A 13,411-nucleotide genomic window follows, 5' to 3' on the forward strand; every position below is an offset into this window, starting at 1 on the left:
GTTGATGGGGGTCTTCACGATCGCTTTACCGGTTGACCGCTCCGATCGGTGCGATAACGCATAGGTGATCTGCGCCGTGCGCAGAACCGCCCGGGAATCGGGCCGGTGAGCGGGCGATCCGTGTCGCGGGCCGCCCAAATGCGTCTGGGAGGACCTGTTTCATGGCTGTGGCAACCGCGAGTGCGCGGACAGGGGACGCCGCGAGGCCGATGACGTCGGCCGAGAAGCGGGTGATCTTCGCGTCCTCGCTCGGCACCGTGTTCGAGTGGTACGATTTCTATCTCTACGGCTCTCTGGCGGCGATCATCGGCGCGCAATTCTTCTCGGCCTACCCGCCGGCCACGCGCGACATCTTCGCCCTGCTGGCCTTCGCGGCCGGCTTCATCGTCCGCCCGTTCGGCGCCCTCGTGTTCGGCCGCGTCGGCGACCTCGTCGGCCGCAAGTACACCTTCCTCGTCACGATCCTGATCATGGGTCTGTCGACCTTCATCGTCGGCATCCTGCCCAACGCGGCGACCATCGGCATCGCGGCCCCGATCATCCTGATCGTCCTGCGCCTCGCCCAGGGCCTCGCCCTCGGCGGCGAGTACGGCGGCGCGGCGACCTACGTGGCCGAGCACGCCCCGAACGGCCGGCGCGGCTTCTACACGAGCTGGATCCAGACGACCGCGACCCTGGGCCTGTTCCTGTCGCTGATGGTGATCCTGGCGACCCGGACCATCACCGGTGAGGCCGCCTTCGCCGAGTGGGGCTGGCGCATCCCGTTCCTGGTCTCGGTGCTGCTGCTCGGCATCTCGGTCTGGATCCGCCTCCAGCTCTCCGAATCGCCGGCCTTCCAGAAGATGAAGGAGGAGGGCAAGACCTCCAAGGCGCCGCTCACCGAGGCGTTCGGCCAGTGGCGGAACGCGAAATTCGCGATCATCGCCCTGTTCGGGCTCGTCGCCGGCCAGGGCGTGGTCTGGTACACGGGCCAGTTCTACGCGCTGTTCTTCCTGCAATCGATCCTGAAGGTCGACGGCTACACGGCCAACCTGCTGATCGCGTGGTCGCTGCTCTTCGGCACCGGCTTCTTCGTGGTCTTCGGCTGGCTGTCCGACAAGATCGGCCGCAAGGTCATCATCCTGGCGGGCTGCGCGATCGCGGCGGCGACGTTCTTCCCGATCTTCAAGGGGATCACCTCGACGGCCAACCCGAAGCTCGAGGCGGCGATCGAGAACGTGAAGGTGACGGTGACGGCCGATCCGGCCGCCTGCGGAACCCTGTTCAACCCGGTCGGGACCCGGGTGTTCACCCAGCCCTGCGACCTCGCCCGCGACTTCCTGTCCAAGTCGTCGGTGCGCTACTCGACCGCCCCCGGCGCGGCCGGCCAGCCCACCACGATCCGGGTCAACGACACCGAGATCCCGTACCCGCAGGGCGGCAACGTCGAGGCCAACAAGGCCACGACCGCCGCGCTGCAGGCCGCGGGCTACCCGAAGGCCGGCGACCCCGAGATCGTCAAGATGTCGAACCCGTTCGACATCTTCCGGCCGCAGGTCGCGCAGGTAATCGGCCTGCTGTTCATCCTCGTGCTCTTCGTCACGATGGTCTACGGCCCGATCGCCGCCATGCTGGTGGAGCTGTTCCCGACCCGGATCCGCTACACCTCGATGTCGCTGCCCTACCATATCGGCAACGGCTGGTTCGGCGGCCTCCTGCCGGCGACCGCCTTCGCCATGGTGGCCCAGACCGGCGACATCTATTTCGGCCTCTGGTACCCGATCGTCATCGCGGTCGCGACAGTGATCATCGGCGTGTTCTTCGTGCCGGAGACCAAGGATCGCGACATCTTCGCCGACACCTGATCGGCGCGAGCCGGCCGGACCGAGGTCGGGCGCGTGTCAAAGACGCCCAGGCAGCTCACGCTGCCTGGGCGTTCTCGTTCGTACGGCACGACGCGGCTGTCCCGCTTGTGTCGGGCCTGCAACGCGGCGGCGAAATAGCGACCCGTGCGGTTCCTCACGGATTGCGTTTCGTCTGATCCTATACGGATGTGTCAAGTATCGAGGCCCGGCGGAAACAGGCCTCCCCCGACCGGATCCGGAGCGTCAATTGTCCTGGTTCAAACTTTTGATGTTGCGAGAGGCGACTTATTGCAACTGCAAGTAATCTGACCGGCGACCCTGAGCTCATCGAGGGCGCGCCCGTCACCCGAGCCTGGACAAGATTTAACCTGCCGACAATCGGCCCGGTGGAACCCGATGCGATACGAGCCCGTATCGGCTTTCCCTCCGCACCGGGCCCCTGGGATATCGAACGTGAACACCGTCCTGACACTTCTGCGCAGTCAGCCCGGCACGAAGCCACCGCTTCTCCTTGTGATTACCTGGTCCCTCGTCGCCGCTGGGCTCTGGATCCTGATCAACGGGTACGCCGGACGGCTGGTCTGGTGGTGGTGATGCGCCTCACCGCCCCCGATCGCTCTCGGGGTACCCGGTGAGATAGGCGCCGAGGAGATACCCCGCCTGATGCGCGGTTAGATATCCCAACACGATCAGGACGCGCAGCAGGTCGATCCCGTAGACCGACACGAAGATCGTCGTGGCGGTGAACAGGATCACCGACGAGGTCAGGGCGAGGATGATCACCGAGTAGGATCGGCCGAGAAGCCATCCCACGAGAAACAACAGCGCTGCGACCACCATCTCGTCACTCGACCCGGAGCTGTTCCAGGAAGTTCTCCACGCGAGCTTCCGGCGCATTTCCCCGCGATGATGGCGTGCGGCCGAGAAAATTTCAACCCGCGGCGCAGACACCGCGCCTATTCGACAAGTTTGGAATATTACACCCGTAATGTTGCACCAAAGATAGTTTTCCCGAACGCCGACCATTCATTGCCGAGCTTGGTCGAGCAACGCGTCTGTTCACGGCAATGCTGGGCGGAAGCGCCCGCTCGGCAAACAATCGACCCGGCCGATCCGATCGCGGCGTATCGTTAACGCGGCGCGGCGGCGCGACCGCGGGTGTTCCGGGGCGTCCGGACCGGTGCGGCCGCCCCCGAGGTGGCGCGCCGTCTCGGAGGGCGGGAGACGGCCCGCCGGCTCAGTGCCGGAAGTGGCGGTGCCCCGTCAGGACCATGGCGAGACCGGCCTCGTCGGCCGCCGCGACCACGTCCGCGTCGCGCATCGAGCCGCCGGGCTGGATCACCGCGGTGGCGCCCGCCTCGGCGGCCGCCATGAGGCCGTCCGCGAACGGGAAGAACGCGTCCGACGCCACCACCGAGCCGACCGCGAGGCTCTCGGCCAGCCCGAGACGCTTCGCCCCCTCGGCGGCCTTCCAGGCGGCGATGCGCGAGGAATCGACCCGGGACATCTGGCCCGCGCCGATGCCGACCGTGGCGCCGGCCTTCGCGTACACGATGGCGTTCGACTTCACGTGCTTGGCCACCCGGTAGGCGAACCGGAGATCGGCCAGCTCGGCCTCGCTCGGCGCGCGCTTGGTCACGACCGTGAGCGGCATTTCGTCGACGACCGCCGCGTCCCGGCTCTGGACCAGCAGCCCGCCCGCGAGGGTCCGCACGGTCTCCCCGCCGGCACGCGGGTCGGGCACGCCGCCGGCCAGCAGCAGGCGCAGGTTCTTCTTGCCGGCCACGATGGCCGCCGCCTCGGACGTGGCGTCGGGGGCGATGATCACCTCCGTGAAGATCTCGACGATCCGGCGGGCCGCCTCGGCGTCGAGGGTCCGGTTCAGGGCGACGATGCCGCCGAACGCGGAGGTCGGGTCGCAGCTCAGGGCCCGCTCGTAGGCCTCGAGCAGGCTCGCACCCTCGGCGACGCCGCAGGGGTTGGCGTGCTTGATGATGGCCACGGCGGCGGTCCGGGCCGGGTCGAACTCGGCCACGCACTCGTAGGCGGCGTCCGTGTCGTTGAAGTTGTTGTAGGACAGCTCCTTGCCCTGGAGCTGGCGGGCGGTGGCCACGCCGGCCCGGACCTTACCGGGGGCGCGGTAGAAGGCGGCCGACTGGTGGGGGTTCTCGCCGTAGCGCAGTTCTTGGCCCAGGGAACCGCCGAAGGCCCGGAAGCGGGCCGGCGCCTCGGCGCCGAAGCGGCCCGCCATCCAGTTGGCGATGGCGGCATCGTAGGACGCGGTGCGGGCGAAGGCCTTCTGCGCCAGGCTCCGGCGCAGATCCGCCCCGAGTGCGCCGTCCTGCGCCTCGAGGGCGGCGAGGACGCCGGCATAGTCCGACACGTCGGTGACGACGGCGACGTCCGCGTGGTTCTTGGCCGCCGCGCGGATCATCGCCGGGCCGCCGATATCGATGTTCTCGATGCAGTCGGCGTCGGACCGGTCGGCCGCGATGGTCGCCTCGAACGGGTAGAGGTTGACCACGAGGAGATCGATGGCGCCGATGCCGTGGGCGGCGAGCGCGGCCTGGTGCTCCGGGTTGTCGCGGATGGCGAGCAGGCCGCCGTGGACCGCCGGGTGCAGCGTCTTGACCCGGCCGTCCATCATCTCCGGGAACCCCGTCAGGTCGGCGACCTCGGTGACCGGCAGGCCGGCCTCCTGCAGGGTCCGGTGGGTGCCCCCGGTCGAGACCAGCGCGATGCCGCGGGCGTGGAGCGCCCGGGCGAAGTCGACGAGGCCGGTCTTGTCCGAGACCGAGAGGAGCGCGCGGGAGACCCGCACCTGATCGTGCGCCATAGCTTCGTGCCGAAAGTTCGAGATTTTCCGGCGCGGTAGCATGGAAACGGTGAGCCCGGCCAGCCGGCCCTGTCCGGAGACCCGTCAGGGCGCCACGCCGCGCAGGGGCGCGGAGGCCCGACGCTCGAAGTTCCACCGGACTTCCACATCGTCGGATACCCGCAGGTGGAGGACGATCTGGTCGGTCCGGCGCGGTCCGGTCAGGCCCGAGAAGTAGACGCTCTCCTCGATGGCGATCTCGGCGTTCTCGGCGCTGAACACCCAGACCTCCCCGAGCGCCGAGGCGAGTTCCAGCCCCTCCGGGACGCTGCGCACCGCAATGCCGGGATGCAGGTGGAAACGGATCGCCACGTCCTGCGGGCGCAGCCGCCGCCCGCGGCTGAGCCCCTTGCCCTGGCGCAGGAAGGCGTCGCGGCCCTCCAGGCGCGCCGTCGCGTGGAAGAGCTGCCAGCGGCGCTCGTGCACGATGCCGAATTCGGGGGCGTAGCCGTTGTGCCGGGCCGCGAGGACGACGCTGTCGGCCTCCTCGGCCCGCTCGGCCGCCACCGCCGATGGACCGCTCAGGACCACGGGCCCGCGCCGACCGATCAGCCAGTCCGCCAGCAGCCGCTCGCCCCACCACCCAGTGCGGGTGAGGAACCGGCAGGATGAGGCGTGGGCCACCGAAGCCGTCGAATGGGCCGGCGTCGAGCGGGCGAGGAGGCGCAGATCCGCGCCGCTGGCCGGCAGGCCGCAATTGACCACGATCCGCTGCGGCCCGCTCGACATCTCGAAGGCGAGGCAGCCCGCACCGGCATTCACCGCGTAGGGCAGCGGCGGGCTGGCACCGACATCGGCCACGATGACCACCCGGCCGCCCTCCAGGCGCTCGTAGCCCGAGTTCGGCGCGTGCATCAGCGGGCGGGCGAGCGCGCCGTCATAGACCAGCAGGGTCGCGAGATGGTCCGCGTCCGTGGCGCCCATGCCGTTGAAGTGGCTCAGGGAGGCGTCCGGGTGGCGGAGCAGTCGCAGCAGCGGCAGCATCCGGTCGACCGCGCGCAGGAGCGCCAGCGGCGGCTCGACGCTGCGGCTCAGGTAGCTCTGCCGCAGCGGCAGGAGGTCGAGGAGCAGCTCCATGGCGTAGCGCGGGTCGCGGGAGCGGTGGCCGCCGTCGGTCAGGATCTGCCGGTCGAGCTCCCGCGTCAGGATACGGGTCGCCCGGCGCAGGATCGGCTGGATGCCGTCGCAGCACAGGCCGGCGTAGCAGAGCGCCACCGCGGCGTTCAGGCGCCATTGCGGCGGCACGCCCCGCCGGAGGTCGCGCTCGAGCTGCTGGGCGTTGCGGCCGATCGCCTTGAGGAAGTTCTGGTAGAAGCCGTGGTCGGCACCCTCCAGAACGAGGGGCGACTGGCACAGGAACGAGATCAGCCGGCGCGCCGCCACCGGCGTCTGGCGGGCGAGCGCCGCGTCGCCGCGGCCGGCGATGAAATCGGCCACGAAGGCGCGAGCATTGGCGCGGGCCAGGGCGGTGTCGGCGGCGCGCAGGTGGCGCAGCCAGCCGAAGCCGTAGAGCTCGTCGGCCCATTCCGGCGACGGTGCCGCGTAGTCGAAGGGCGAGCCGCCGCTCGCCGCGAGCGATCGGCCGGCGAAGACGAACAACCCGGCATAGATGTCGTCCGCGAAGGTCGCGTCGGAGGTGCGCAGGTCCTGCGGCGCGATCACCAGGCCGGCGACCCGCATCCGGGCGAGGATGTCGGGCGGGGCTGTGACGCTGGCGCCGGCGGCGCGGACCGCGCGCGCGGTCTCGCGCGCGACGAGCCGATAGAAGCGCCAGCGGTCAGGCCCCCAAGCCACGCGATCTCCGAGCTACGCGTTCTGAAGGCCCCAAGGCCTTGAGCCCTCGCGCACGAGGATCGGCTGGCACCCGTTTCGTAAGGCTAGTGGGGGCCTCTTAACCGGCGGTTTACGCTATGTCATGTCCGACGCCGTGAAGGCGAAGGATCGCGGCGGCGCGCCCTCCCGGCGGGCTAGCCCGGCATCAGCGCGGCGTCGAACGCCTTCAGGTTCGACCGCATCAGGTCGAGATACGTCGCGGCCGGGCCGTCCGGCGCCGAGAGCGCGTCGGAATAGACCTTGCCGCCGACGCGGGCGCCGCTCTCGCGGGCGATCTGCTGCATCTGGCGCGGGTCGCTGATGTTCTCGAGGAACACCGCCGGCACGCGCTCCTTCCGGATCTGGCGGATGATCGCGGCCACGTCCCGCGGGCTCGCCTCGCTGTCCGTTGACACGCCCTGCGGCGCGATGAAGCGCAGGCCGTAGGCCGCCGCGAAGTAGCCGAAGGCGTCGTGGGTCGTGATGATCCGCCGCCGCTCCGGAGGGATGCGGGCGATCGCCGCCCGGACGTCCCGCTCCAGCGCGTCGAGCTCGGCGAGGTAGGCGGCCGCCGCCGCCCGGTAGGCGTCGGCATGGACCGGATCGACCTTGGCGAGGCCGTCCCGGATGTTCGCCACGTAGGTCCGCACGTTGGCGACGTCCTGCCAGGCATGCGGGTCCACGGCGTGGTCGCCGTGTCCGTGTGCGTGATCGCCGTCCTCGTGGGCGTGCTCGTCCTGCGCGGGGATCGGCTTCACGCCCGCGGAGGCCACCACCACGGGGGCGCGCGTGCCGGAGGCCCGGATCAGCCGGTCGAACCAGCCCTCCAGCCCGAGGCCGTTGACGAAGACGATGTCGGCTTCCGCGAGCTTGCGCGCGTCGGCCGGGGACGGGCTCAGGCCGTGCGCGTCGGAGTCCGGACCGACCAGCGTCGCCACCGTCACGTGCGATCCGCCGACCTGCCGGACGAGGTCGCCCAGGATCGAGAAGGTCGCCACCGCCCGCACCGGCCGGTCCTGCGGTGCGGCCGAGACCGGCCCCGCCGATCCGAACCACAGGGACAGGATCGCGAGCGCCGCGATCCGGAATGTTCTCGCCACGCGCCGCACCGCTCCACCTGCCGAAACCCCGTCGCGCCTGCCACTAATGTAACATTGTTACATACACAAGCGGGATACACGGCGGGTGCCCTATGCGCGGCGTTGGGCGCCGCCGCGGGCCGCGGCGACGTCCCGAGCGTGAGACGGAGATTTCCATGTCCCGACCTTTGACGGCGGCCATCCTGGTGACCGGGGCGCTCGGCCTCGGGCTCGCCGGCGCGGCGGTCGCGCGCGATCACGGACCTGAGGGCTTCCGCGGGCACGGCCGCTGGAGCGCGCTGACCCCCGAGGACCGCGCGGCCTTCACGGATGCCCGCATCGCCGCCCTGCATGCCGGCCTGAAGCTCAACGCCGACCAGGAGAAGCTGTGGCCGCCGGTGGAGACGGCGATCCGCGACATGGCCAAGCTGCGCCAGCAGCGCCGCGAGGCGATGCGCGACCGGCCGAAGTTCAGCGACGACGCCCCGGCGGCGCTGCGGGCGATGGCGGACGCGGCGAGCGCGCGGGGCGACGCCCTGCGCAAGCTCGCGGACGCGTCCCAGCCGCTCTACGCCAGCCTCGACCAGGACCAGAAGCGGCGCGCCATGATCCTCGCCCGGCCGATGGGCCCGATGGGCGGCCACGGCATGCGGGGCGGCTGGCACCGGGACCGCGGTGACGATCGCGGCGACGATCACGGGCCGCGCGGCGACGGCCGCTGAGCAAAAGCCTTGATCCGCGGCGGCGGCGGCGGCAAACCGCAGCCGCCGCGCATCCTGCCCCGGGGCGGCACTGATCCGACCCGGTAGGTCTCATGGCGCGCCTTCCCGGCGACACGGCTCCCCTCCTCGCCCGGCTCTGGCGCACGTGGCTGTACCCGCACCGGGCCACCCTGGCGGTGGTGCTGGTGCTGATCGCCCTGGTCGGCGCCTCGACCGGGCTCTACCCGGCGCTGATCAAGGCCGCCTTCGACGCCTTCGACCGCAAGGACGCCGCCGCCATCGCGTACGGACCGCTGGTGGTGATCGTCGTCACGGCCACGCGCGGCTTCGCCCTCTACGGCCAGACGGTCCTGACCAACCGGGTGGTGACCCGGGTCGAGGCCGACATGCAGGCGGCGCTCTACGGGCATCTCATCGATTCGGATCTCGCCCAGCTCGGCCGCGAGAGCCCGGCGGCGCTCACCCAGCGCTTCACCACCGACTTCGCCTTCATCAAGGAGGCGCTGACCCGCATCTCGACGGTCCTGCTCCGCGACATCGCGATGCTGATCGGGCTCGTGGCGGCGCTGATCTGGATGGATCCGGTGCTGACCCTCGTGGCCGGCGTCACGGTCCCGTTCGTGGCGGGACCAATCGGGCGGATCGGCCGGAAGCTCCGGCGGGTCTCGACCTCGACCCAGGAGCAGATGGGCGCCACCGCCAGCCTGATCTCCGAGAGCCTGCAGGGGGCCCGGGTCGCCAAGGCCTACGCGATGGAGGCCTACCTCAAGGGTCGCGCCGCGGAGGCCCTCGACGAGGTGCGGCGCCTCAAGATGAAGGCCGCCAATGCCCGCGGCCGCCTCGACCCGCTGCTGGAGATCGGCGGCGGCATCGCGGTGGCGGGCGTCCTGGTGCTGGTCGGCCAGCGTGTCCTGGCCGGCGAGAAGACGGTCGGCGACTTCACCGGCTACGTGGCGGCCCTGCTCCTCGCCGCCCAGCCGGCCCGGGCGCTGGGCAACCTCAACGCCATCCTGCAGGAGGCCGCCGCCGCGCTGCGGCGCTACTTCGACGTCATGGACGAGAGTGCCACGATCCGCGAGGCGCCGGAGGCCCGGCCGCTGGCGGTGACCGGCGGCGCGATCCGCTTCGCCGACGTCCGGTTCCGCTACCGGCCGGACGCGCCGGCGCTGGAGGGCATCGACCTCGCGGTCCCGGCCGGATCGGTGACGGCGCTCGTCGGGCGCTCGGGCTCGGGCAAGTCCTCGCTGCTCAACCTCGTTCCGCGCCTCTACGACGTCACCGGCGGCGCCGTGACCATCGACGGCCAGGATGTCCGGGACGTGACGCTGGCTTCCCTGCGCGCCGCGGTGGCGGTCGTCTCGCAGGAGGTCGTGCTGTTCGACGACACGATCGCCGCCAATATCGGCTTCGGCCGACCCGGGGCCACGCCCGCGGAGATCGAGGCGGCGGCCGAGGCCGCCGCGGCCCACACCTTCGTCTCGGCCCTCCCGGAAGGCTACGGGTTCCGGGTCGGCCCGGGCGGCGGCCGGCTCTCGGGCGGCGAGCGGCAGCGGGTGGCGCTGGCCCGCGCCTTCCTCAAGGACGCGCCGATCCTGCTCCTCGACGAGGCGACCTCGGCCCTCGATTCCGAATCGGAGCGGCTCGTCCAGGAGGCGCTGACCCGGCTGATGCGCGGCCGCACCACCCTGGTGATCGCCCACCGGCTCTCGACCGTGCGCGACGCCGATCAGATCGCCGTGATGGAGGCGGGCCGGGTGATCGAGACCGGGCGCCACGACGACCTGCTCGCCGCCGGCGGCGCCTACGCGCGCCTGCACCGTCTGCAGCTGTCGGAGCCCGCGACCGCCGAGTGACGCGCCGAGTGACGCGCCGAGTGACTCGCATATGCGGCGACGCCGTCATGCGCCGGCTCCGTAGATTCGCGCGCCGGAGCGCGCCATAAGGGCCTCAGTCGATGAGGACCACACCGTGAGCGACCTGACGTTCGAGATCCAAAGTCATCCGGCCCCGCGGACCGCCGAGGAGCGGGCCGCGCTGATGGCGAATCCTGGCTTCGGCAAGGTGTTCACAGACCACATGGTGGTGGCGCGCTACACCGCCGGCCGCGGCTGGCACGACGCGCGGATCCAGGCGCGCGAGGCCATCCCCCTCGATCCTGCCGCCGCGGTGCTGCACTACGCGCAGGAGATCTTCGAGGGCCTGAAGGCCTACCGCACCGCGGACGGCGGCGCGGCCCTGTTCCGGCCGGAGGCCAACGCCCTGCGCTTCCGCCGCTCCGCCGAGCGGATGGCGATGGCGCCCTTCCCGGAGGACGCCTTCGTCGAGGCGATGCGCAGGCTCGTCGAGATCGACCGCGCCTGGATCCCCGACACGCCGGACGGCAGCCTCTACCTGCGCCCGTTCATGATCGCCAGCGAAGCCTTCCTCGGGGTCAAGCCGGCCTCGGAATACCTGTTCGTGACGATCGCCTCGGCCGTCGGCTCCTACTTCAAGGATCCGACCGGCACCGTGACGGTGTGGGTCTCGGAGCACTTCACCCGCGCAGCCCCGGGCGGCACGGGCGCGGCCAAGTGCGGCGGCAACTACGCGGCGAGCCTCGCGGCGCAGTCGGAGGCGGCGTCCCAGGGCTGCGAGCAGGTGGTGTTCCTCGACGCGGCCGAGCGCCGCTACGTCGAGGAGCTCGGCGGCATGAACGTGTTCTTCGTCTTCGAGGACGGCACGCTGGTGACGCCGCCGCTCTCGGACAGCATCTTGCCCGGCATCACCCGCGACTCGGTGATCACGCTGGCGCGGGAGGCGGGCCTGACCGTGAAGGAGGAGCCCTACACGATCGACGCGTGGCGCGCCGACGTGCGGGCGGGCCGCCTGACCGAGGCCTTCGCCTGCGGTACCGCCGCGGTGATCACGCCGATCGGCACCGTGAAGGGCCGGGAGGAGAGCTTCACCATCGGGAACGGCAAGGCCGGCCCCGTGGCCCAGCGGCTGCGGAGCCTGCTGGTGGACATCCAGCGGGGCAATTCCAATGACGCCCACGGCTGGTTCCAGAAGATCTTCTGAGAACCGGCGTCCGCCCGCGGCCGTGTGGTCGGGGTCGGGACTGCCGGGTTCGCCGCGAGGACCGGGCAGGCGCCTGCCCGATCCACGCCCTCGTCCCGAGGTCGCGGCGAGCGTTGCGGACTTCTCGGGCGGTCTTCGGCGGAGCGCACGGTGACGGATACGGCTGCCGCGCGCGTGACGGACGCGTCGGTCCACTCTCCCGAGCCGCCCATCGGCCCCTGGAACCCGGGCGTCCGGTCCGATCTGCCGTCCGCCTTCCTGCCCCTCGTGACCGTCTACCGGCCGGAGCACGTCGAGACGCCGCTCCGCGACGCCCTGGATTTGAGCGATCTCTGCGGGCTGCCCGCCCGCCAGCTCACCCGGTTCCGGGCCGGGCGCCTCGTCGTCCACGAGGTCCTGATCCGGGTGATGTCGGATCTCTCCGTGCCGGTGGGCGAAGTCTACGCCGATCTCGGCGTGAACTTCCGCGCCATCGTCGCGACCATCCTGCGCGAGGGCATCGAGCCCCGCCTCGCCGAGGTCGAGTCCGCCCTCGACCGGATCCGCGCCGAGGCCGACGCGGTGCTCGCCCGCGAGATCGCCGCCATCCTGGAGGAGAGACCTCCCCCGCCGCCGCCCGAGCCGCGCTGGCTCGACCGCCTGCTCGGGCGCCGCCCGCCGACGGTCCAGGCGCCGCGCGAGGATCTCGCGACCCGGGCCCTGCGCCATCTCGAGAGCTGGCAGCGACGCGCCGCCGAAGCCGGCGACGCCCTGGAGACGGCCGCCTGCGAGGCCCTGCGCGCCGTGGTGTCGGGCCTCATCGCGCGGCAGAATGCGGTCATCCGCGACGCCGCGCTGCTGCGGACCATCGCAGGGACGCTGGTCTCGAACGGCTACGGCAGCCGGCGCGTCGGCGAGCAGATCGAGCCCTGGATCGACGCCGTCGTCGAGGCGCAGCGCTACCGGCGGCTGGCGCCGCAGGATCATCCGGTGGTGATGAACGTGAAGGGCGCCTCGGCGTCCGGAAAGAGCACGATCCGCCCCTACCAGCTCGGCCTCGCCAGGCGGCTGGGCATGGCGTGGTCGGACTTCGCGGTGATCACCCCCGACGTCTGGCGCAAGTACCTCCTGGACTACGACAGCCTTGGCGAAGCTTCGCGGTACGCCGGGACGCTGACCGGCTACGAGGTCGAGATCATCGACATGAAGCTCGACCGCTACGTCACCCGCAAGGCGGCGGAGCGGCGGATCTCGAACCTGCTGATCGACCGGTTCCGGTTCGACAGCTTCCAGGCCGACGCGGGCTCGGACGGCGGCGGCCAGTTGCTCACCCGGTTCGGCGACCGCGTCTACATGCAGTTCATGGTCACGCCTCCGGCCGACACCGTGGAGCGCGCCTGGAAGCGCGGCGAGCTGTTCGGCCGCTACAAGGCCGTCGAGGACCTCCTGGCCCACAACGTCGAGGCCTATACCGGCATGCCGCGCCTGTTCTTCAACTGGGCGCTCTCACGGGACAAGCAGGTGGTCTGCGAGTTCCTCGACAACAGCGTGCCGCTGGGCGAGCGCCCGCGCACCATCGCGTTCTGGGCGGACGGAACTCTCAACATCCTCGACGTGAAGGGGCTGATCGACATCGACCGCTTCCGCAAGGTCGACATCTTCGCCCACGGGCCCGACGCGGTGTTCGACGGCGCCGACCTCTCGGCCTCCGCCAACACCAGCTTCCTGCGCGAATGCCTGCGCCGGATGGCGGTCGTCCGCTTCGTTCAGGCCGAGACCGGCCGGGCCTTCATGCGTCTCGACCGGGGTCGGATCACGGCGCTGGATCCGGGAATCCTGGCGGCGGTGAAGTCGGGGCCCGACTGGGAGGCCGCCTGCGCCCTCATCGGCTTCCCGGCCGACCCGGCCTCGATCCCCGCCCTCGACGAGATTCTGAGCCCCGCGGAGGCACCGACGCTCGGTGCCTGGGGACCGATTCCTCCTGCCGGGCAAACGGAATAATATCGCCGTCCTGACACTTCACCCGGTCCGTCTCACCCTGGT

9 protein-coding genes are annotated in these 13,411 nt (G+C 71.1%); 5 read left to right on the plus strand and 4 right to left on the minus strand.

Features of this window, described 5'->3' with window-relative positions:
- The first annotated feature begins 209 nt into the window (after nt 1–209).
- Nucleotides 210–1,844 (plus strand): MFS transporter, encoded by a 1,635-nt coding sequence (locus BLW78_RS21670; RefSeq protein ID WP_020092885.1) that lies wholly within the window; start codon nt 210–212, stop codon nt 1,842–1,844.
- A gap of 600 nt (nt 1,845–2,444) precedes the next feature.
- Here the strand turns inward: BLW78_RS21670 and BLW78_RS21675 are convergent.
- The 4 genes from BLW78_RS21675 to BLW78_RS21690 all read right to left on the minus strand — a co-directional run bounded on the left by BLW78_RS21675 (nt 2,445) and on the right by BLW78_RS21690 (nt 7,631).
- A complete protein-coding gene (locus BLW78_RS21675; protein WP_020092886.1) occupies nt 2,445–2,684 on the minus strand; it encodes a hypothetical protein in 240 nt (79 codons plus the stop codon).
- A gap of 397 nt (nt 2,685–3,081) precedes the next feature.
- Nucleotides 3,082–4,680: a bifunctional phosphoribosylaminoimidazolecarboxamide formyltransferase/IMP cyclohydrolase gene (purH, locus tag BLW78_RS21680; RefSeq protein ID WP_091682018.1), complete on the minus strand. Its 1,599-nt coding sequence runs from the start codon at nt 4,678–4,680 to the stop codon at nt 3,082–3,084.
- 84 nt (nt 4,681–4,764) lie between these two features.
- Complete coding sequence (locus BLW78_RS21685; protein WP_020092888.1) at nt 4,765–6,513, minus strand: heparinase II/III family protein; 1,749 nt, start codon at nt 6,511–6,513, stop codon at nt 4,765–4,767.
- A gap of 173 nt (nt 6,514–6,686) precedes the next feature.
- Nucleotides 6,687–7,631 (minus strand): metal ABC transporter solute-binding protein, Zn/Mn family, encoded by a 945-nt coding sequence (locus BLW78_RS21690; RefSeq protein ID WP_091682020.1) that lies wholly within the window; start codon nt 7,629–7,631, stop codon nt 6,687–6,689.
- Between the two features lie 155 nt (nt 7,632–7,786).
- Here BLW78_RS21690 and BLW78_RS21695 point away from each other — a divergent pair, with 155 nt between their 5' ends.
- From BLW78_RS21695 to BLW78_RS21710, 4 genes are all read left to right on the plus strand, one after another.
- The gene (locus BLW78_RS21695; RefSeq protein WP_091682022.1) at nt 7,787–8,332 is read left to right on the plus strand and encodes a Spy/CpxP family protein refolding chaperone; all 546 of its coding nucleotides are present in this window, start codon (nt 7,787–7,789) and stop codon (nt 8,330–8,332) included.
- 92 nt (nt 8,333–8,424) lie between these two features.
- Nucleotides 8,425–10,185 (plus strand): ABC transporter ATP-binding protein, encoded by a 1,761-nt coding sequence (locus BLW78_RS21700; protein WP_091682024.1) that lies wholly within the window; start codon nt 8,425–8,427, stop codon nt 10,183–10,185.
- Nucleotides 10,186–10,300: 115 nt separating this feature from the next.
- A complete protein-coding gene (locus BLW78_RS21705) occupies nt 10,301–11,389 on the plus strand; it encodes a branched-chain amino acid aminotransferase (protein ID WP_091682026.1) in 1,089 nt (362 codons plus the stop codon).
- 174 nt (nt 11,390–11,563) lie between these two features.
- Nucleotides 11,564–13,369, plus strand: coding sequence for a DEAD/DEAH box helicase family protein (locus BLW78_RS21710; RefSeq protein WP_091682028.1), 1,806 nt, complete (start codon nt 11,564–11,566; stop codon nt 13,367–13,369).
- Nucleotides 13,370–13,411: the final 42 nt, after the last annotated feature.

The sequence above is a fragment of the Methylobacterium sp. 275MFSha3.1 genome (assembly GCF_900108435.1).
Taxonomy (GTDB): domain Bacteria; phylum Pseudomonadota; class Alphaproteobacteria; order Rhizobiales; family Beijerinckiaceae; genus Methylobacterium.

What these genes read in the sequence shown, in the direction of transcription:
- purH (WP_091682018.1), bottom strand. Translation starts at nt 4,680, where the DNA reads ATGGCGCACGATCAGGTGCGGGTCTCCCGCGCGCTCCTCTCGGTCTCG.
- BLW78_RS21670 (WP_020092885.1), top strand. Translation starts at nt 210, where the DNA reads ATGACGTCGGCCGAGAAGCGGGTGATCTTCGCGTCCTCGCTCGGCACC.
- BLW78_RS21675 (WP_020092886.1), bottom strand. Translation starts at nt 2,684, where the DNA reads ATGGTGGTCGCAGCGCTGTTGTTTCTCGTGGGATGGCTTCTCGGCCGA.
- BLW78_RS21695 (WP_091682022.1), top strand. Translation starts at nt 7,787, where the DNA reads ATGTCCCGACCTTTGACGGCGGCCATCCTGGTGACCGGGGCGCTCGGC.
- BLW78_RS21700 (WP_091682024.1), top strand. Translation starts at nt 8,425, where the DNA reads ATGGCGCGCCTTCCCGGCGACACGGCTCCCCTCCTCGCCCGGCTCTGG.